This window comes from Moorena sp. SIO4E2, assembly GCF_010671945.1.
Lineage (GTDB): Bacteria > Cyanobacteriota > Cyanobacteriia > Cyanobacteriales > Coleofasciculaceae > Moorena > Moorena producens.
In genome coordinates, this window is the sequence record NZ_JAAHIE010000098.1 from 1 (window position 1) to 19,010 (window position 19,010).

At 42.8% G+C, this 19,010-nt stretch carries 19 protein-coding genes and 2 pseudogenes; 9 read left to right on the plus strand and 12 right to left on the minus strand.

Features of this window, described 5'->3' with window-relative positions; translation table 11 throughout:
* A partial coding sequence (locus F6K37_RS13225; RefSeq protein WP_287250672.1) for a PmbA/TldA family metallopeptidase occupies positions 1-535 on the minus strand: 535 nt, incomplete at its 3' end.
* A gap of 165 nt (positions 536-700) precedes the next feature.
* Between F6K37_RS13225 and gloA2 the strand changes: the two genes are divergently transcribed.
* The 3 genes from gloA2 to F6K37_RS13240 all read left to right on the plus strand — a co-directional run bounded on the left by gloA2 (position 701) and on the right by F6K37_RS13240 (position 2,509).
* Positions 701-1,087 carry an SMU1112c/YaeR family gloxylase I-like metalloprotein gene (gene gloA2 / locus F6K37_RS13230; RefSeq protein WP_009149570.1) on the plus strand — a complete coding sequence of 129 codons (387 nt, stop codon included), beginning with the start codon at positions 701-703 and terminating at the stop codon, positions 1,085-1,087.
* Between the two features lie 318 nt (positions 1,088-1,405).
* A complete protein-coding gene (locus F6K37_RS13235) occupies positions 1,406-1,828 on the plus strand; it encodes a profilin (protein WP_287250674.1) in 423 nt (140 codons plus the stop codon).
* A gap of 219 nt (positions 1,829-2,047) precedes the next feature.
* Positions 2,048-2,509 carry a DUF29 domain-containing protein gene (locus F6K37_RS13240; RefSeq protein WP_287250675.1) on the plus strand — a complete coding sequence of 154 codons (462 nt, stop codon included), beginning with the start codon at positions 2,048-2,050 and terminating at the stop codon, positions 2,507-2,509.
* A 214-nt stretch (positions 2,510-2,723) separates the two neighbouring features.
* On the opposite strand, the gene F6K37_RS13245 is transcribed toward F6K37_RS13240, so the two are convergent.
* Together F6K37_RS13245 and F6K37_RS13250 are read right to left on the minus strand one after the other, a co-directional pair.
* A complete protein-coding gene (locus F6K37_RS13245) occupies positions 2,724-4,427 on the minus strand; it encodes a CARDB domain-containing protein (protein WP_287250676.1) in 1,704 nt (567 codons plus the stop codon).
* Between the two features lie 417 nt (positions 4,428-4,844).
* Entirely contained in the window at positions 4,845-5,042 is a 198-nt protein-coding gene (locus F6K37_RS13250) for a hypothetical protein (protein ID WP_287250678.1), read from the minus strand.
* Between the two features lie 68 nt (positions 5,043-5,110).
* Between F6K37_RS13250 and F6K37_RS13255 the strand changes: the two genes are divergently transcribed.
* The gene (locus tag F6K37_RS13255) at positions 5,111-5,260 is read left to right on the plus strand and encodes a hypothetical protein (RefSeq protein WP_287250680.1); all 150 of its coding nucleotides are present in this window, start codon (positions 5,111-5,113) and stop codon (positions 5,258-5,260) included.
* Here the strand turns inward: F6K37_RS13255 and cphA are convergent.
* Entirely contained in the window at positions 5,257-7,935 is a 2,679-nt protein-coding gene (gene cphA / locus F6K37_RS13260) for a cyanophycin synthetase (RefSeq protein WP_287250681.1), read from the minus strand. The two genes, F6K37_RS13255 and cphA, sit on opposite strands and share 4 nt — an antisense overlap.
* Positions 7,936-8,372: 437 nt before the next feature.
* Positions 8,373-9,224, minus strand: a complete 852-nt coding sequence (locus tag F6K37_RS13265) for a cyanophycinase (protein WP_044494486.1) — start codon at positions 9,222-9,224, stop codon at positions 8,373-8,375.
* Between the two features lie 214 nt (positions 9,225-9,438).
* Between F6K37_RS13265 and trmD the strand changes: the two genes are divergently transcribed.
* Positions 9,439-10,113 carry a tRNA (guanosine(37)-N1)-methyltransferase TrmD gene (gene trmD, locus F6K37_RS13270; protein WP_009149558.1) on the plus strand — a complete coding sequence of 225 codons (675 nt, stop codon included), beginning with the start codon at positions 9,439-9,441 and terminating at the stop codon, positions 10,111-10,113.
* Here the strand turns inward: trmD and F6K37_RS13275 are convergent.
* Together F6K37_RS13275 and tnpA are read right to left on the minus strand one after the other, a co-directional pair.
* The gene (locus F6K37_RS13275; protein WP_044494484.1) at positions 10,107-10,355 is read right to left on the minus strand and encodes a hypothetical protein; all 249 of its coding nucleotides are present in this window, start codon (positions 10,353-10,355) and stop codon (positions 10,107-10,109) included. The genes trmD and F6K37_RS13275 overlap by 7 nt on opposite strands.
* Before the next feature lie 206 nt (positions 10,356-10,561).
* Positions 10,562-10,969, minus strand: a complete 408-nt coding sequence (gene tnpA, locus F6K37_RS13280) for an IS200/IS605 family transposase (RefSeq protein ID WP_009149556.1) — start codon at positions 10,967-10,969, stop codon at positions 10,562-10,564.
* A gap of 58 nt (positions 10,970-11,027) precedes the next feature.
* Here tnpA and F6K37_RS13285 point away from each other — a divergent pair, with 58 nt between their 5' ends.
* Positions 11,028-12,344 carry an RNA-guided endonuclease InsQ/TnpB family protein gene (locus tag F6K37_RS13285; RefSeq protein ID WP_009149554.1) on the plus strand — a complete coding sequence of 439 codons (1,317 nt, stop codon included), beginning with the start codon at positions 11,028-11,030 and terminating at the stop codon, positions 12,342-12,344.
* 49 nt (positions 12,345-12,393) lie between these two features.
* On the opposite strand, the pseudogene F6K37_RS13290 reads toward F6K37_RS13285, so the two are convergent.
* Both F6K37_RS13290 and F6K37_RS13295 read right to left on the minus strand, forming a co-directional pair.
* Positions 12,394-12,603 (minus strand): annotated as a pseudogene (locus F6K37_RS13290) (hypothetical protein); the annotation flags it as partial.
* Positions 12,604-12,739: 136 nt separating this feature from the next.
* Positions 12,740-13,009, minus strand: coding sequence for a hemolysin XhlA family protein (locus tag F6K37_RS13295; protein WP_009149550.1), 270 nt, complete (start codon positions 13,007-13,009; stop codon positions 12,740-12,742).
* Positions 13,010-13,151: 142 nt separating this feature from the next.
* Between F6K37_RS13295 and F6K37_RS13300 the strand changes: the two genes are divergently transcribed.
* The 3 genes from F6K37_RS13300 to F6K37_RS13310 all read left to right on the plus strand — a co-directional run bounded on the left by F6K37_RS13300 (position 13,152) and on the right by F6K37_RS13310 (position 15,734).
* The gene (locus F6K37_RS13300) at positions 13,152-13,649 is read left to right on the plus strand and encodes an SET domain-containing protein-lysine N-methyltransferase (protein ID WP_009149548.1); all 498 of its coding nucleotides are present in this window, start codon (positions 13,152-13,154) and stop codon (positions 13,647-13,649) included.
* Between the two features lie 68 nt (positions 13,650-13,717).
* Positions 13,718-14,446, plus strand: coding sequence for a class I SAM-dependent DNA methyltransferase (locus F6K37_RS13305; protein ID WP_009149547.1), 729 nt, complete (start codon positions 13,718-13,720; stop codon positions 14,444-14,446).
* Between the two features lie 64 nt (positions 14,447-14,510).
* The gene (locus tag F6K37_RS13310; protein ID WP_009149545.1) at positions 14,511-15,734 is read left to right on the plus strand and encodes a diaminopimelate decarboxylase family protein; all 1,224 of its coding nucleotides are present in this window, start codon (positions 14,511-14,513) and stop codon (positions 15,732-15,734) included.
* A 155-nt stretch (positions 15,735-15,889) separates the two neighbouring features.
* Here F6K37_RS13310 and F6K37_RS13315 read toward each other — a convergent pair whose 3' ends face one another.
* From F6K37_RS13315 to F6K37_RS13325, 3 genes and pseudogenes are all read right to left on the minus strand, one after another.
* Positions 15,890-16,645 carry a thioesterase II family protein gene (locus F6K37_RS13315; RefSeq protein ID WP_009149543.1) on the minus strand — a complete coding sequence of 252 codons (756 nt, stop codon included), beginning with the start codon at positions 16,643-16,645 and terminating at the stop codon, positions 15,890-15,892.
* 299 nt (positions 16,646-16,944) lie between these two features.
* Complete coding sequence (locus F6K37_RS13320) at positions 16,945-18,504, minus strand: AGE family epimerase/isomerase (protein ID WP_287250686.1); 1,560 nt, start codon at positions 18,502-18,504, stop codon at positions 16,945-16,947.
* A gap of 1 nt (position 18,505) precedes the next feature.
* A pseudogene (locus F6K37_RS13325) lies at positions 18,506-19,010 on the minus strand (AGE family epimerase/isomerase); the annotation flags it as partial.

Genomic DNA, 19,010 nt, shown 5'->3' on the forward strand with positions numbered 1-19,010 from the left:
CCCGGAAATAAACAGCCCGTCGGGATTGGACATGGCTAGCCTTGCGCTGGAGTGCCCCATTGGCATCCAGGAGTACTTCTCCCATTTCTGCCATCGAACTGCAACCGGATAGCCAAGTGTCTTTGCCTTTAGCAGTAGCGTAATCCCGCAACAGTTCTAAGTTAGTTTCTGGGATAAAGGCATTAGGGGTAGGTAATTCCAGCCCTTGAATAGACAGGGCTTTCTCCAAAGCGGCTTTTAGCCCCGAAAAGGATAAGTCATTAGTGCTAACATAGCAATCTGACTTACCCCGAAACACTCGGATACCAGCACCAGAGGAAAGGCGGGGAGAAATGCTAGTAATGGCATCATCTTCCGCAAGACAGCTGATGTAGTTGACCCGTTCTAGGAAAAACTCAATAAAATCAGCACCAGCTGCTCGCCCTAATCCCAGGAGGGTGGAAAGGGGAGCTCTCCAGCTTTCATCAAAGCGTTCTGATGTGGATTGGTATTCCAGAGTAGGTAGTTCTTTGGATAGAAGTAGGGTTGGGGGCATAGATAATTTCCTTATCCTTTGGATATATATCCTTTTGATGATGGGTTTTATATCTGCCAGTCTAGCAAAATCCTAAAAACTTGGTTGAATCTGGTTCCATACTATGGAAGATGATCTTTGTTGATTGAAACTTATTTATCTATTACTTAATTTCAGATTAGTTTTATGAAAACCAAAGGATTTCACCATGTAGCGATTATTTGCTCAGATTATGAAAAATCGAAACAGTTTTATGTGGAAATTTTAGGGTTTTCAATTATTGAAGAAACCTTCAGAGCTGCTAGAAATTCTTATAAATTGGATTTACAAGTGGGTGATGGGGATAGGATTGAGTTATTTTCGTTTCCTAATCCCCCTGAACGAGTTAGTCGTCCCGAAGCTTGCGGATTGAGACATTTAGCTTTTCAAGTCGATGATATTGAAGCGTCGGTGAATTATCTCAAATCCCAGGGCGTGGATGTAGAAAAGATTAGAATTGATGAGCATACTGGCAAGCTATTTACGTTTTTTCAAGACCCGGATGGATTACCGTTAGAAATGTATGAAATTTAAATAGAATCGGGAATCGGGAATCGGGAATCGGGAATCGGGAATCGGAACCCACCCCTAACCCCTCCCAGGAGGGGATCGGGAATCGGGAATCGGGAATCGGGAATCTGGGATCTGGGAATATAAATTAGTCAGCTGATACAGATTTCAATGACAGGATTTAAGCGATTGCTTTTTTGTTGACAGTCAACAGTAAAGTAATGAACTACTGTCGTTAAACTAAACCGTTTAGTTGATTGGCTTTGAGCATACTAAGTTGATTAAAAATGCTATAATGGTTTACTATAATAATAATTAAAATTTGAAAGAAAACTAAATAAAATGTCTTGGGATAGCTACATTGATAATCTAATTGCACAATCTAAAGATGCTAATGGCACTGTTCATGTTGATAAAGCTAGTATCATAGGTATTGATGGTGGTGCTAAGTGGACTACAGATGCTCATGCTCATGCCTTAAAGCTCAATCCTGATGAAAGCACAAACATAGCTAATAGTTTTAAGTCAAAGGATTTCACGGGATTCATGGCAGGAGGTATATGGATTGAGGGGCAAAAGTATCAATTTTTGCGGGAGGAGGATGGAAAAGTTGTTTATGGAAAAAAGAAAGACATAGGAGCTGTTACTCTCCAGGCTAGCAAAACTGCTGTCGTTATTGCTCACTGTCGAGAAGGTGGCCAACAAGGAAATGCCAATAAGGCAGTTGCAGTTATTGCAGAGTATTTAGAAAGTCTGAACATGTAACGGTGGATAATGATCGGGCAAAATAAGAAGTGGGATAGATTAGTAACAAAGGAAGTATAGCGGTTTTTATCCTAATGAGGTACACATAATTTTTTACTTCTTCCCTCTTTTGACTTTACTGCTCCGAAGTCCCTCCTCCCTGCTCCCTGCTCCGAAGTCCCTGTTCCCTGTTCCCTGTTCCCTAAAACCCAAAAACTCCTTACTAGCTTGAAAACCGCTATGACTCAAACAAGTGATCTATATTCTCTGTATGATGTTGATAATGAGCAATGGTTATTAGAAACCCTGAAACTCCTAAAAGAAAAACGACTAGAAAATCTCGACATAGAGCATTTAATTCAGGAATTAGAAGGATTGAGCCGTCGAGACCAATTAACAGTTGAAAGTTTTTTAGAGCAAATTATCCGACATTTATTACTCCTGCACTATTGGCAAGATCAATATGACTATAACGCCAATCATTGGCAAGCGGAAATTATGAGTTTTAGAACCCAAATTGACGAGTATTTAACTAAAAATCTCCGAAATCATTTACAAGATAATCAAGCCAAAGTTTATAAAAAAGCCTTAAAATATGTAAGGGAAAAAACCGGTATGATGATTGAATTTCCCGAAGACTGTCCCTATACTCTCGAACAATTATTAAATCAAGATTGGTTGCCTTTAAAAGCTGATATGTAAGCAGTCAGCGGTCAGTGGTCAGCGGTCAGCGGTCAGTGGTCAGTGGTCAGCGGTCAGTGGTCAGTGGTCAGGTTTGTGGCACAGGCTTCGACCCTGGGACTTCAAGGTTTCCTCATCAACCGTAGCCATAGCGCATAAGCACCTCAAATAGGGTGGCACAGGCTTCGACCCTGGGACCTAACCCATTAGCTGATAGCTGATAGCTGAATGCTTACTAAAATAAAGATTGAACTTGAAGTATTGAGTCAAATACCACTTGATTGCTAGCAGCGCTGTCATCAAACTCATCAATAGACGTGCTAGGGTCAATAAACCCAATGATATAGTAGGACCCAGGGTTGAGATTAGGAAAAGAACCACTCCATGTTGCGTAATCCCAATTGAAAGGATCTAAGGAGCTTATTGTATCGCTACCAAGGAACCAGTGGGAACCGCTGGAGTTAGTAACGTCATTGTCTGTAGATGCATAGAAATTGACGTCGAAGTTTCCTGATGCTGCTGTACCGTTGTTACGAGTTACAAAACGTGTAGTTAAGTTATCTCCTGGTTTAATCGAGTTAGATGAAAGGTAGTCAAAGTCAGTACCAAACCATTGATCATAATCCACAAGATCAGGTTTATCTACTGGATTAGGATCGTTTGTCTTCCAATCCTCTATCAAATCGGTCATGTATTTCTGTAAGCGAATAGCTTCATTATGGGTAGGAGTATTTTGGCTATCATGAATATAGCCACTTGTCAGACCGATAACATATTCTGAGTTACCTTCAGAACGCCATACTGGACCACCACTATTGCCTCCAGTAGCATCAAGATGGTGTTTAATCTGATAGTTATCAGCAGAATTAATAGTACCAGAAATTGTATACATTTCCGCAGAATGGTCTATTCCTGCCAAACTACCTGACCAATTAGTTTCAACAATTCCCTCACTGTTGATTGTGTTTTTAGGATACCCAGTTATATTGACATTTAAGTCATTAAACCAACTAAGATCCGAATTCCATTGCCATCCCATCCAACCAGTGTAATTACCAATATTGCGATCGAGGCTTAAGACCGCCCAATCATAATTCCCGTCATCTTCATTACTGTCAGCATCAGCAATAATTCCATCACCATCATTATCTGCTGTATAACCGTTCACCGTATGAAAATAGGTTACACCCACTTGACCATAATATTTTTCTTGACCATCTTGACCGAGATGGACGTATATTTCGTCTGCATAGCCACCATTTCCAGCAGAGTCAGAAAGAGTGCTGTTGAAGATGCTATGAGCTGAGGTGAGAAAATGGTGAGGACCAATCATCACCCCAGATGAACCAAACCACTCATCCCCAAATTTCGCCGTGACAAAACCTACTTTAGTCCAAGGATTGCTGGTGGTATTTGTTACCCTAGTTCTGTCATCATCACCGAAAACTCCATTTAATGAAGGATTTGCATTAGCTCCTGCTGATAGCTGTATTCCAATCTGCTGATCCTCTACGGTTAGAGTGGTGTTTCCATCGTCTTGTCCTAATAATTCTAATTCTTCAGACGTTGACTCTGCTGCTGGCACTAAATTTGATAATCCATTCTCTTGCTCTGTGGCTAGATCTAAGGTATTAACTTGAACATCAACAACATCCTCTATGTCTTCTGGCAAAACATTGCTAAGTGTTTCCGAACTGTTACCCTCAACAAAAAGTTGGTAGTCATCCTCAATAGTTAACCGTTTATATTCTCTTGTTCCAGCATTGAAGTAATTAGAGTCTACTCTTACTAAAACATCATCATTACGCCATCCGGTCAGAGTATCATAACCAAGATTTCCTTCTGAATAATCCTCATCACGAGGAGCTACTAAATATAATCCAGAGTCAAGTTGCTCGTCGTAGTCTAAACCGTAATTAGTAGATTGTAACCCAGTCATTGCTATTGCCTCTAACCTTTGAATTAAGTAGAACTTCTGTATTTGTGATCAACCGATTGCTAACTGCCATGACTACCCTAGTGGTAGGCATTAAGCAATTAGTACATTCCATGAATGGTGAGTGCTGATAGCTGATGCAGGAAGTATGTATATACTTATCTGGCTAATCACCAAAAGTTATGCAGGAAACTTTCACTATTTTTAGTGCCGATAGTGAGAAACAGGCTTAAAAGCCTTACTGGGTATGGGATGTGGGGTAGTGGCTGAAAATAAATATAGGACTACGCATTAAAGTTAGGACATTGATACAAGCAGCACAAGCTGTTGTAGTCAACTTTTAAGTGCGACCCGAAGGTGTCACATCGCCAAATTGGGGGGTTAGGGGGGCAAAATCATACCCAGAATCAGCAACGCCTCTTAATACGGAAAGCGTACCTTTGCCTCTTGCCCGCCCCCCTTCTTAAGGCTAGGGGGGATTCTTCTTGCCTTGCGCGTAGCGCCATACCACCCAAATAAAGATCTGTCAGGTTTGAAGTTAGCGATCGCATAGCTGTAGAAAAAGCGATGTTCCTTTGGAACATCGCTTTTTGCCCAGGTGCTTTGGGTTAATCCCATCCAGGGCTGACCTTAAGTCAATCTTTTGCAGCTGAGCGCCTCAATGCGATCGCACTGAACCTTCAACCTTGGCCAAAAGGCCACGCTACGCGAACAACCTTGGCCAAAAGGCCACGCTACGCGAACAACCTTGGCCAAAAGGCCACGCTACGCGAACAACCTTGGCCAAAAGGCCACGCTACGCGAACAACTTTCAACCAATCCCAACAGCAGCTTAATTGACCACCGATGGCTTCAACTCATCTTCGTTGTCAGCACTGCTTGCCTTAAGGCCATTATCCGGCAAAGGATTACGAGCCTCAATTAGTTTGATCGCACGACTTACACTTTCTGGCAGAATCACCACTAAACCACCATCAGCGACTTTATCCAAACCCCTCTCAATTGCCTCTGTCTCCCTGAGGATAATCTCATAGTTGGACTCGCTTTTTTCCTGTCCTATGCCCTTACAAATTAACTCAGCTGCATCACCACTGGGACGTCCCCGTAAGTCATCATCTTCTTTGATAATAATCCTGTCAAAGATTTTTGCTGAGAGTCGTCCTAGTTCAATAAAGTCTTCATTCCGGCGATCCCCAGGACCACCCACAATCCCAAAGCACTCTCCGGGCCAGTTGCGCACAAAACTACCCAATGCCTCGTAACTAGCTGCATTGTGGGCATAATCCACTAGAGCATGGTAACTGCCAAGATTGAACAAATTCATTCGCCCTGGTGTCTGGTCTACAGAAGCCCTAAATGTGGTCAATGCTTCTCTAATGGCCTCAATCGAGACCCCTTGAGCAAAGGCAGCGAGACTGGCAGCTAGAGCATTCGCAATCATAAAAGGTGCCCGTCCCCCAATTGTCACTGGCACATTTACTGCCTCGTCAATCCGCAGGGTCCAATCCCCTTTGATGATGGACAAATAACCATTTTCATAAACCGCAGCCAGACCACCACCACTGGTGTGATTTTTGATTAACTCATTTTCTGAGTTCATCGAGAAATAAGCCACTTGACCCTTTACCTTTTCCGCCATTGCTCTGACTAGGGGGTCATCAGCATTGAGGATAGCATAGCCCTTCGGACTCACCACTTCCGCCACAATACTCTTGACCTTGGCCATCTGTTCAATGGTGTCGATGTCTCCAAGTCCCAAGTGGTCAGCGGAGACATTTAAAACCACCCCAATATCACATTTGTCAAAGGCCAAGCCAGAACGCAGGATACCGCCCCGGGCAGTTTCCAGCACTGCCACCTCAACTGTCGGGTCTTTGAGAATTACCTGAGCACTTTGGGGTCCAGTGGTATCACCTTTTTCCACAACATATTCATCAATGTAGATCCCATCTGTAGTGGTATAGCCCACAACCTGTCCAGTTTGGCGATAGATATGGGCAATTAAGCGGGTTGTCGTGGTTTTTCCGTTGGTACCTGTAATCGCGATGATGGGAATACGGTTAGGTTGCCCATTTGGGAAGAGCATATCGAGCACTGGTGCTGCCACATTCCGGGGCTGACCTTGACTAGGACAAACATGCATCCTAAAGCCAGGGGCAGCATTCACCTCAACCACCACCCCATCAGCTTCCCGTAAAGGCTTAGTGATATCAGAGGTAACAATATCAATTCCAGCAATATCCAGACCAATAATTTTGGCAACCCGCTCTGCCAGCCAGATAGTTTCTGGATGGATGTTATCGGTGAGATCTACAGCAATACCGCCAGTGCTGAGATTGGCAGTTGCCCGCAAGTAACAAACTTCCCCCTTTCTGGGTACACTATCCAATCTGTACCCTTGCTTCTTCAAGACACTCTCACTGGTAGCGTCTACCACAATTTTCGTCAAGACATTGTCGTGTCCCTCACCACGATGGGGATCAAGGTTAGTTTGGTCAATCAGTTCCTCAATCGTAGACCTACCATTGCCCACTACATGGGCAGGGATACGCTCTGCTACCGCTACTACCTTGCCATTGACCACAAGAATCCGGTGGTCAAAACCTTTATAATAGCGCTCCACAATGACAGAGCGGGAGACTTCTTTGGCGGTCTTATAGGCAGTCTGCGCCTCTTCCCAGCTATTAATATCAAGGGTAATGCCTCGTCCATGATTCCCATTCAGGGGTTTAATCACAATCGGGTAGCCACCTACATACTCAATTGCCCCTTCCAACTCATCGATGAATCGAATCGTTGTACCCCGGGGAACCGGTACACCAGCATCCCTCAGGATTTGTTTGGTACCTTCTTTATCACAAGCCAACTCAACCCCTAAAATCCCTGAATAATCACTCAATGTGGCTTGAATCCGCTTTTGGTGGACACCGTAGCCCAGTTGAATCATCGCTCTCGCGCTCAGCTGCATCCAGGGAATATCTCTAGCTTCGGCTTCCTTAACCAGGGATTGAGTGCTTGGTCCTAAAGCTGAATGATTAGCCAGTTCTTGTAAATCTTTCAGGTCTTGTTCTAATTCACTTTGGGGATAGGTTTGCTTATCAATGATGCTACGGCACAGCCGCACAGCTGCCCTAGCTGAATAACGACCCACCTGCTCATCAATGTATTCAAATATGACCTGGTAGACTCCTGGTGTCGTTGTTTCTCTAGTGCGACCAAATCCAACTCTCATGCCCGCCAGATCTTGTAGTTCTAGGGCAACGTGTTCAATGATGTGCCCGATCATGGTGCCTCTGGCAACCCGAGAAAGGAATCCCCCCCGGACACCAGGGGAACAGAAATGCTCTTCCAGACTGGGTAGGACAGTCTTTAGTCCCTTATAGAAGCCAGGAATCTCGTTGGAGGGGGTATTTGCCAATTCCTCTAAATCGAGACGCATGACAATCAGTTTGTGATGTCCAATACTCCAATAATTAGGACCACGTAAAGTCTGGATTCTCAGAATTCTCATATCAACTGAAACTTCGGTGGTGATGCTCGCTGAATGTGCAAGGAAGCGTAAAGACGCAATTTATCAAATAAAATCCGCCTTTATCGCCTACTTTGGCACTACTTTGGCACATTATTAGCCGATTGGCACGCTTGAAAACTCTAGCTCCAATCCGGGAATCAGGCGATCCGGTAGGCTGCTGATTAGATTTGGGATAATCTTATTATTATCAACCTTGGAGAGAAAAAAAACTGTTCTGTGTGAACATTTTTTTCAAAATTATCCATAACTATCGCAGCCAGCAGGTACTCAGATGAGTTCCCCCAACTACAGTCATGAGGAAACCCCCTGATTAAGGCGCTGCATCCCTTGGCAAAGGGCAGGTAAAGCCATACTCAAAAGCGTGGGCTGGTGATTGCAGTTGTTGTCCAGGATTGCTGGCTTTCCAGAAGGAAGGTTTAGCTTTCTCCTGCAAATAAGGAACGCTTGTGAAAGTGGTAGCGATCGCCATGAGATAGAATATGCACTCGCAGATTGTGGATACTGATCGGGTCGTTAGCACCAATCTTAGGCTGGTTCGTGTAAGACATTTCCTTGGGATCAATAATTGTGACAGTCCCTTTACCCATCACTTCTAACCAACCATTTTTTTCAAACAAAGCGCAGGTATCTTCATCAATTCCGATTGCCAATCGATCCGGATGTTCCGAAATAGCACTAATCAGGCGTGCCATACGATTGCGATGGTAGAAATGTTGATCTACAATGACCTCTGGAATGATTCCTAAGCCCATGGTTATATCCACCAAAGCACGATTAGGAGACTCACCACTACCACCACCAGCAATCATGTGATGACCCATAACTGCAGCCCCAGCACTTGTCCCAGCTAGGGTAATCTCGCTCTGATGAACCCGCTGCCGAACTTTTTCCATTAAGGGGGTATCGGCTAGTAGCCCGCACAAGCGTAGTTGGTCACCTCCAGTCATGAATACCCCGGTACAGATTTCCAAGTACTCTAGTAAGTCTTGGTTTTCTGCTTCAGAGCGATCGCGTATATCTAGCAACCGAATTTCTTCGGCTCCCATGTCTTCAAAGATGCGTTGATAGCGACTGCCAATCACGGTTGGTTCTCTGGAGGCTGAAGGGATAATGGCAAGGCGAGCATTAGTTCCTCCAGCACGCCCAAAAAAAGTTTGCAGGATCTCTCTTCCATGAACTTTATCTTCAGCGCCGCCGATTACCAAAATAGCTGGTTGAGTGGACTTAGGCATCCTAATTCTTTGCAATTGAGATTCTAACTGCTGCATTATATTAGTAATGGGCATGAGGTGAGTTCAATACTTTTGAGTAGTGCTTTTTAGTTAAAATGCCACATTATAGCAATTTTTCAGTTTACTTCGTGATTATTTAATGATATTCACGCATTATAGCCTTACCATTTATGCATAATCACTGATTATGTATCTTAGCCTCTTCCCACAGGATTTTTAGCTCCAGACCCCTACCCTCCCTTAACTGTTTGTGCGATTTGACATTATCACTCTATTTCCGGATTTCTTCAGCTCTCCCCTGACTTCAGGGCTACTTGGTAAGGCGCTCCTCAAACAAATTGCCGAAGTGCATCTGATCAACCCCCGAGACTTTGCTACTGACAAACATCGGCGAGTTGATGATGAGCCTTATGGTGGTGGGGTGGGGATGTTGATGAAACCAGAGCCGATTTTTGCGGCTGTAGAGTCTTTACCCATTTTACCCCAGCGTGATGTCATCTTAATGACCCCTCAGGGGGAACCCATGAAACAGCAATTGTTCAAAGAATTAGCCACAGGTTATGATCAGCTGGTGATAATTTGTGGACACTACGAAGGTGTGGATGAGCGGGTATTACACTTAGTCACCCGAGAGGTATCATTGGGGGATTTTGTCTTAACCTGTGGAGAAATCCCAGCCCTAGCCATGATTAATGGTGTCACCCGGTTGCTACCAGGAACAGTAGGCAAAGCCGAATCCCTTAAATTAGAAAGCTTTGAAGCCGGGTTACTGGACTATCCTCAGTACACAAGACCTGCTGAGTTTCGGGGATGGAAGGTTCCAGAAGTTCTGTTATCAGGAAATCATGGGGAAATTGACCGCTGGCGTAAAGAGCAGCAAATTCAGAGGACTAAAGAACGCCGTCCTGATTTGTATGATCAATAATCGGGAATCGGGAATCGGGAATCGGGAATCGGGAATGTAGAATGTAGAATGTAGAATTGAGAATCGGGAATCGAGAATTGGGAATCGGGAATCGGGAATCGGGAATCGGGAATCGGGAATCGGGAGTAGGCAAATGGATATTTGGCATAGAGTCCCATCACTAAGGTTGCCAAAGCAGCTGAAATCCTGGTGGCAATCACTAGTTCCCCAAACAGAGGATGTAACAAGCGAGAGTTAGCCACCCAATTGATTGGGTGGGCGGGGTTAGAAGTTACCACAAGAATAAGGCAGCCTTTATGGTTGGTCGGTTATGGGAAAAAGGTTAAAACTTTGAGGCGCGACCCATGGCGAATTTAATTCGCCTATGGAAAGCGCGCCTCCATGATTAAGGCTGCCTTATTAATCAGGTTTCGTCTCCGGAGCGTACCGGGATTTATCCCGGCTCTCGTTATTTTCCTCTTTGATTTTGGATGTACTTCTTGACTGTTTCTGTATTTGCGTTTCCAGTAGTCGAGCAGAAATAACTGGGAGACCATAAGGTGGGTAATTTCAGCAATTCAGGGAACTCCTTCCTGAGATAATGAGAAGCCCTCCCTTTCACTCGTTTGATGATCGTGGAAGGAGCAAAGGTAGGATCGACCTCCAAAAACATATCAACATGATCGGGCATGATTTCTAGGGCTATAACCCTCCAGTTATGTTCTGAGCACAAGTCAAAAATTATTTCTTGCAATCTCATCTTTATTTTTCCGGTCAATACTGCTTTTCTTCGTTTAGGGCACCAGACGAAGTGGTAATTGATTAGTGTTACCGAGTGCGGATTTGTCCTGAATATTTCTTGATTATTTCTGACCATAGTTGTTGACAGAGGTAGTATATTCAAGTTATCCTATAGACTAAGGAGGTGACGAGGAATGTATGGATGCCAACAGCACCTGATAACCACAGACCCTGATAATAGGGCGGTTTTAGAATTTATTTGCGGAGAAGCCAATAAGTTAACTAATTGCGCTATTTATTATTGCCGTCAAGTATTGTTTAAGGCTGGTAAGTATGTCAAGAAGTTTGAGTTAGACAAGATCCTTAAAACTAATATCCATTTCAGGGCAATGAGATCTGCTTGTGCTCAACAAATTCTCCACAGTGTAATTGAATCATTTAAATCCTATCAGGCATTGGCAAAACTTTATAAATCTGGAAAACTAAGGGATAAGCCAAGGGTTCCAAAGTACAGAAAGAAAGGCGGAATGGCTGTCGTAAGTTATCCAGCTAGGTGGGTGAAGCTAAAAGATGGACAGCTCAAGTTTTCTTTAGGGAACCAGGTTAAAGCGTGGTTTGGAATTGATCATTTCCTTCTTCCAATGCCATCTAATCTGGATTTCAAGTCGATCAATGAATTCCGTTTTGTTCCTCGCAATGGCTGCTTTTACCTGGAATTTGTCTACAAGCAATCTGACATCGAGCCAGTTCAGACTAGTGGTAACGCCCTAGGAATAGATCCAGGACTCAACAACTGGTTGACTTGCGTTTCTACCACCGGCAAATCATTTATTATTGACGGTCGCAAGATTAAATCCCAAAACCAGTGGTACAACAAACAGGTAGCCAAAATTAAAAAGGGCAAGCCTCAAGACTACTGGGATGAGCGTTTGGCAAATATTACTGAAAAGCGGAATCGCCAGATGCGGGACAATATCAACAAAGCAGCCAAGTTTTTTATTAATTGGTGCTTGAGGAATCAAATTAGCACCGTGGTATTTGGATGGAATCAACGCAATAAAGATGGCATTAAGATTGGGAAAAAGAACAATCAAGAGTTTGTCCAAATTCCCACTGCAAGACTCAAGAATCGAGTCCAGCAATTATGCGAGCAATACGGTATTAAGTTCATTGAAACCGAAGAAAGCTATACGAGTAAGGCTAGTTTTCTAGATCAGGATTTTCTACCTACACTTGGTGCGAAACCCATTCGCGAAGCGTGCCCTTCGGGCTTGGGGTGGAAGCCTTCTGGAAAGCGAATTAGACGTGGTCTCTATCGGTCAGCTAATAACGAGTTAATTAACGCAGATTTAAGGCACGCATGTAATATTTTGCGCAAAGTAGCGACACAGCTAGGGGTTGACCTAGCCGAGGTCGGTAGGGCAGCTTTGAACCTGCCACAACGGTACAGATTGGATTCTCTATCTAGTCAGTATTGTAAGCATCACGCAGCGCGGTTTCAACCCGCGTAGTGAGATCAGCTAACAATCCCCGTCTTTTTAAAGCGGGGAGAGTTCAAAAATCCTTGGGTTGTTGGAGAAAAATGGCATTGGACAAAATATCAGGATTAACCACCAGAATGTATGCCATGGTGACAAAGGTGGTTATTCCCGCCAGAATCTCCGTACTAAGTTTGGCTTGGTGTTGATCAAATTGGAAAAATTTAGCGTTCGCATTGGTATCTTCCACGACTTTACGGGGTTCCGTCAACGGGTCAGATTCTGGAGCCATGGCAAGGCTTGGGTAATCAATCTGCTGCTAGCATAGTATTTTTTTGCTACATGCGATGTTCCAAAGGAACCGCTTCGCGAACGCAATCTCTAAATCCCTAATCTCTGCTGGCTCCAATCCATCCTTTGAGAATAAATTAGGGGTTGCCTGAAATAACAACACGACCAACTGCTACCAGAAAACCGCCAACTGCTGTGACCAAAATGCCGATCAATGTCCAAATTTGTGCCTTGGTTGAACCTTTTAATTCTTTTACATCCGTTGCGACCGCGTCTAGCTGTGTCTCTACTTTTATTAGTCTTTCGTTTATCTTGTTGACATCTTTTTGAAGGCTGTCTAGCTTCCCGTTTATGTCTTTTAATACTTCCTCTAAAGAGTAAGTAATTGTTATGGGTGTCTCGCTCATGAGTTAAACTCCTAATTTATTATTGGTCATTTCATACACTATTGACTTTTGTTGCAAAATATTTTTTTAAAAAATACCAACTAATTGTATAATAGCTTAGAGCGGGAATACTGCATCCAAATAATTTGGATCAGGTACTTATATGGATGAATTTGGTAAAAACTATATCGCTGAAAAACCCCTAAAAGTTGCATCATGGGCCGAGCTCCGGGAGTGTCCGACAACTGGAAGCAAATCCCTACACACCACCGTCGAGTTTATGCCCGGACAGGTAATCTCTAAATTTGGCGTAAAAAAGAGCCTAGAGCAGCCCAATTATTTAAGCCTTCAAATTGGGGAACGCCAACATATTATGCTCCACCCAGAGTTTTTGCATTATCTCAATCATAGCTGCGCTCCCAATGTATTTTTCGCTGTGAGCGATCGCGTTCTGAGAGCCATGACTAAAATTGAAATTGGGGAGGAACTGACTTTCTTCTATCCATCTACGGAATGGTCGATGGATAGAGGATTTGATTGTATTTGTCAAAGCAAAGATTGCTTGGGTACTATTCGAGGTGCCGCCTACTTACCCTTAGATATTTTAACAAAATACAAACTCGCGCAGCATATACAGCAGCGCTTGGCTAAACGACATTGATGTCCTAAAATTGGCTTGATAAACAGTTTAAATCAACAGTCTCAAATAAAATTAGGAGAGCTACCACTATGAATAAATACGATAACATTGCCGAGTATTATGACGCCACTATGAAAAGTGGGTATTACGACTATCCGAAAGAAGCTCAGTCCCTGGACTCTATCCTCAAAGGTCGGAAAAAACTTCTCGAAATAGGGGTGGGAACGGGATTGCTTGCAGAAAAACTGCTCGAATTAGATCCCAGCTATGAGATAACTGGCATAGATTTTACTCCTGCTATGTTAGAACGGAGTAAAGCTCGTTTGGGAAATCGGGCAAAGGTAGTAGAAGGTAATGTGTTATCAATGGATTTGCAAGAATCTTTTGATGGCATATATTCCCATGGGGGTCCAGCCGGTGTTAGTCGGGTTGGTAACGATTACCACTTATACAGTTTTCTGCCCAATTTTGAGGACACCGTTAAAATGTTAGACAATATTGCCCGCCATTTACTTGACGGAGGCTTGTTTGTACTTAACATTCAAGCAGAAGAAATTGATGCAGATGGCGAGCAAGAGATTGGCAACGGCATTGTTTACGCTCAGCAAAAGCATCTCGATTTCCTAGAGAATAAAGAAATGTACTTTTGGGAAACAGACTATCGTTTCAAAAAAGAAGGTGAGATAGTTGCTAGCGATCGCCATAAATTCTTAATGGTGTACGGCCAACTTCTAGAAGATACCATGAAGGCGGCAGGGTTTAAGTTAAAAGAGGCGACTCCCGACGATTTATATATGGTTTACCAAAAAGTGATGTAAAAAAAGGTTCGAGTTAGACGCAACAAGAAAAACTTATTCAAAACAATTAAGATTTGGCAGTAGCATGATCTCAAAAGACAATAACAACTCAGAAATAAAAGATGGATGGCGAGATGATGTAACTGAATTTAGAAATTGGATGACAATTATTCCAACTATTCCTGAGACATTGTTCAAGATTGCCAGTGATATTCCCACCCCGGCACTTGTGTACGACCTAGATGCCATCACTGACACTGTAACGGCTTTACGAAACGACCTCAGACAAATTCAGAATAGTGAGCTTTGTTTGGCTGTTAAAGCAAACCGCTGCCAATCTGTGTTGCGTCATATGGCTAAACTTGGCCTAGGAGCAGACATTACCACCATACAAGAGCTAGATGCTGCCATGGCAGCAGGGCTGTGGCCAATCTACTCTACAGCACCAGGCTTCTCAGTTGCCGACCTTAAGCGTTTGGCAACTGAGGGTGTTATTCCAGATTTGTGCAGTCTGTCTCAGTTGCGTGTCTGGTGTGAAAGCGTTAACCGAGACAAAAGAGTTGGACTTCGACTTCGCTTTCCTTTTCACGAAGATGCTAAGGCTAAGAATGCAGTAACCCGATGGAGTAGATTTGGAGTTGATCCCACAGATTCCGGTCTACACAGCCTAATACAAACCCATGAGCTTGAGGTCGTCCATCTTCATGTTCATGAAGGTGAAACTTTTTCAGAAGCAGATCTACATCAGACACTTGATTTGCTAGTATCTTGCTTGGAAATCTTTCCTAAAGTTGAAGTGCTCAATCTCGGCGGTGGTTGGGCTTACCTGTTCCATCTGCAAAAACCTGAAGCACAACGGGTTTGGGATTTAGTAAATAAAACCATTACTCGTATCAACAACCAGCGCCAGCAACCAGTGCGGCTTGTGATTGAGCCAGGAATGCTATTAACTATGATGGCGGGCTACCTGGTTGCGGAGGTCAAAGCAGCAGACGATCATCCCTCTGGGAATCGCATTGTTGTTTTGGATACCTCTGCTTGGAACTTGATGTTCTGGGCACCACGTCCAGCAGTTGCTCAGATCCCTTTCCGAGAAGGACCTATGTTCGTCCATGACCTCGCAGGTTGTACTTGTTATGAGACAGATTATTTTTGTCTTAACGAAAAGATGGCAAGAATAGAGGTTGGTGACCGCGTGATCTTGAATGCATCGGGTGCCTACACCAGCAGTGTGGCGCGGAGTCTGCATGGACTACCAATACCGAAAGAGTTTGTCATTCGGGACAACCGTCTATGCCTGGTTGAGTGATCAAATTGGGTGAACAAAAAAAAAGTGTCTCGAATTAGTAGACCTGTGATGAAAATAGAAGCTCAAACCTCGAAGCAGGGAATAAAAAAGCTTATCAAACGCTTTTGCTCCCCGCTCCCTCACCAGACCGGGATTTCAAGGAAAGACCCAAGGAATCACACTGGTGCGATCGCAAACTTTGTGATTAGCTCCAAAAGCTGATTACACTCCTTCTTATTATTAAGAAAGAAGTGGTCACCAGGAAACATGTGTATCGTGAAAGTGCTACTGGTTTGGTCACGCCAGGCAGCAAGCTCATCACTGTTGGCGTCGGTATCCTGCAAACCTCCGAAAACAGATATCGGACAATTAAGTGGGGGTTCGCTAGTGTAGGTATAGGTTTCGTTCATCCCGAAATCCGCTCGCAGGATCGGTAGAAACAGCTTCATTAGCTCCTGGTTTGCTAGCACAGCCTCTGGTGTGCCATTATATTGACGCAATTCTTCGATCAACTCAGACTTGGGCAAGTTATGAAGGGGAAGTTTTCGGGCAGGTACTTGAGGAGCGCGGCGACCGGAAATGAACAAGTGTCGAGGACTCTGGGCTTCCTCGCGCCGGAGTTGACGGGCTAATTCAAAACTGATTATTGTTCCGAGACTGTGACCAAAAAAGGCAAAGGGGATATCGAGATAGGGCAGTAAACCTGGTGTTAGGGTTTCAATCAGGGGCAATACGCCAGTAACCAGGGGTTCCCGCAGTCGCTTGCCCCGTCCAGGCAGTTCCACTGGGCAGACTTCGATATGGGGTGCCAATTGCTCCGGCCAAGTGCGAAAGCTCGAAGCAGCACCACCAGCATAAGGAAAGCAAAATAGGCGCAGGCGGGCTTTAGGATTTGGTTTTGGGCGAGTGATCCAAGAGTTGGTAGTAGTCATTGGTTATTTTGAAGGGAACAGGGAGTAGGGAGTAGGGAGTAGGGAACGAAATTATCACAATTCCTACACGGATCCCTATCTTTGGAAAGTAATCAATAGACTTCGCCGCAGAAGTTGGGAAATCGATCACTTTTGTAATACAAGATAATAGGCTTAGTTGTTATTTCACCAAGCCCATAAATAGTTTACAATAAAATCCGAGTTATATTAATATCATGTTCGGATAATTAGTGATAAAAAACCTTCTCCCTTGAAACCTTACTCCTTTCTTCTGCCCTCTGCCTTCTGTTCAGAAAACCCTATTTAATACCAGTAAAACTTACTATCACCCGATTCAAATCGGATAGTGAAGGCAGATTACTATCAGTTATTGATGGCATTGGCGACCTATTGATGTCAACAATCTCACCTGTATAGTAGTAAGGTTTAATATTCTCTTTTTCTTTGCCTTTCTTGCGAGCAAAGTATAGTTTCACTTTTTCTCCTTGGTTTGCCTGAGAAGTAATATAGCCAACTAGGGCGTGTTCATGGGAGTGAAATCCATTTTTCCAGTGGTATTGTTTAGGTAATTGCTTTTCTAAAGTCGGCCAAGTCAGTAAGTTCCATACTCCATGATTAGTATGATCTACCATATTTTTCAACCACCAATTAACAGTTGATTTTAAATATTTGTCAACGTAGGATGAGTCTTCCAAGCTAAGTGTTCCTGCCATTTGATCTAATTCAGCATAGACCCACCATTTTTTGTCAAGGTCACGAACACCCTTATCATTCTCATCAAAACTAATACCTCTACCCCAAAGCCCTGATTCTACATCATAAGCTTCCTCTAGCATACGAGATGCAGCTATTTGGGCAAAGTCAATAAATCTTTGATTATTGAAAAGTTTACCAGTTAAGTAAATCATCCAAAAGGCTTTCATGGAATGACCATAATCTGTCGGCAGTTTTCCCTCTCCTATATTGTTAATCTCCATCCAGAATGTATTATATTCAGGGCTATAAAATTCGTTGATTATACTACTTGATAAATTTAACAAATCTTGTTTCCATTCTGATTGATAAGGTTCTGGTAAGATTGGCGCGAGAATAAGCATGTAGGTATAGATCTGATCCAATTGGGACAGCAAATGTTTTTTCTGTTTAAGCCAATTGTTAGTAACATTTTCATTCTTAACTTGCTTGGGAACCCACATCATCATCTCTAGTTTTGGATCATAATAGGTCTCAAAGATAAAGTTCTTTAGTTGAATAATTTCTGGTAATAGTTCTTGATCTTGAGTTAGATAGTAATAAAAAGCCATTCCCTGTAAAGCATAGGCTAGTTCCTGACTAGTACGCTTTAAAACAGAAGGACCAGATTGGCGACTTTCTCTTTTCAAGTAACTAAATGCACCACCATTTTCTCGATCAAGTCCATAGTTACGAATCCAATCTATTCCAGCTTTTGCTAAACTAAGAAACTTTGGGTTTCCACTTAAATGATAGGCTACGCAGTATGTGTAAACTTGACGAGACTGAGAGACAATATAGTTTTTATCTAAGTTGTTGGTAATATAACCATAATTGTCTCCTAATTTAGTAAAAGCTGAACAGGGTTTAGATGGATTGACTAGATCACCATTGTCGCAGCGAAAACTAGGAAAATTACCCACAGGTTTACCGTAAGCAGTTTCCATCAACCACCAAGGATTGAGGTCTTCTTCTAAATGCTGTAACCATTGTTGACCCATCGTTATTTCTGTATTTTGTTGTGCTAATATTGGTTGAAATACGGTATAAAAGCAACAAAGTATCAAGATAATTATGCTAGTGATTAGACTAAATGCAAATTTGTTTTTACGAAACTTTTTAAGCATTTTATTTATAGTTAATCTCCGTAAAAGTAACTTCGATTTTATTCATTTCAGGTATGGATTGTAGCGGTTTTTTATTGATTTTTTCAATCTTTCCTGTATTATAGTAAGGTCTAATTCCTTTTTTTTCTTTTCCTTCCTTACGGGCAAAGTATAGTTTCACTTTTTCTCCTTGAGTTGCTTGAGTAGTAATATAGCCCACTAAAGCATGTTCGTAACTGTGAAAACCATTTTTCCATTTCCATTGTTTAAAACCTTTCTTTTCTAAAGTTGGCCAAATTACTTTATGCCAGATTCCATGATTAGTATGATCTACCATATTCTTAAACCACCAATTAACTGTTGATTTTAAATATTTGTCAACGTAGGATGAGTTTTCTAAACTCAGAGTTCCTGCTACTTGATCCAATTCAGCATAGATCCACCAACTTTTATTAAGGTCTTTAATTAATTTTTTATTTTTATCAGCATACAATCGTGAATACCATGTTCCTGATTCAGAATCATAG

Coding starts and splice junctions, on each gene's coding strand:
- gloA2 (WP_009149570.1), top strand. CDS start 701: ATGAAAACCAAAGGATTTCACCATGTAGCGATTATTTGCTCAGATTAT.
- F6K37_RS13235 (WP_287250674.1), top strand. CDS start 1,406: ATGTCTTGGGATAGCTACATTGATAATCTAATTGCACAATCTAAAGAT.
- F6K37_RS13240 (WP_287250675.1), top strand. CDS start 2,048: ATGACTCAAACAAGTGATCTATATTCTCTGTATGATGTTGATAATGAG.
- F6K37_RS13245 (WP_287250676.1), bottom strand. CDS start 4,427: ATGACTGGGTTACAATCTACTAATTACGGTTTAGACTACGACGAGCAA.
- F6K37_RS13250 (WP_287250678.1), bottom strand. CDS start 5,042: ATGGGATTAACCCAAAGCACCTGGGCAAAAAGCGATGTTCCAAAGGAA.
- cphA (WP_287250681.1), bottom strand. CDS start 7,935: ATGAGAATTCTGAGAATCCAGACTTTACGTGGTCCTAATTATTGGAGT.
- F6K37_RS13265 (WP_044494486.1), bottom strand. CDS start 9,224: ATGCAGCAGTTAGAATCTCAATTGCAAAGAATTAGGATGCCTAAGTCC.
- tnpA (WP_009149556.1), bottom strand. CDS start 10,969: ATGGTCAGAAATAATCAAGAAATATTCAGGACAAATCCGCACTCGGTA.
- F6K37_RS13285 (WP_009149554.1), top strand. CDS start 11,028: ATGTATGGATGCCAACAGCACCTGATAACCACAGACCCTGATAATAGG.
- F6K37_RS13295 (WP_009149550.1), bottom strand. CDS start 13,009: ATGAGCGAGACACCCATAACAATTACTTACTCTTTAGAGGAAGTATTA.
- F6K37_RS13300 (WP_009149548.1), top strand. CDS start 13,152: ATGGATGAATTTGGTAAAAACTATATCGCTGAAAAACCCCTAAAAGTT.
- F6K37_RS13305 (WP_009149547.1), top strand. CDS start 13,718: ATGAATAAATACGATAACATTGCCGAGTATTATGACGCCACTATGAAA.
- F6K37_RS13310 (WP_009149545.1), top strand. CDS start 14,511: ATGATCTCAAAAGACAATAACAACTCAGAAATAAAAGATGGATGGCGA.
- F6K37_RS13315 (WP_009149543.1), bottom strand. CDS start 16,645: ATGACTACTACCAACTCTTGGATCACTCGCCCAAAACCAAATCCTAAA.
- F6K37_RS13320 (WP_287250686.1), bottom strand. CDS start 18,504: ATGCTTAAAAAGTTTCGTAAAAACAAATTTGCATTTAGTCTAATCACT.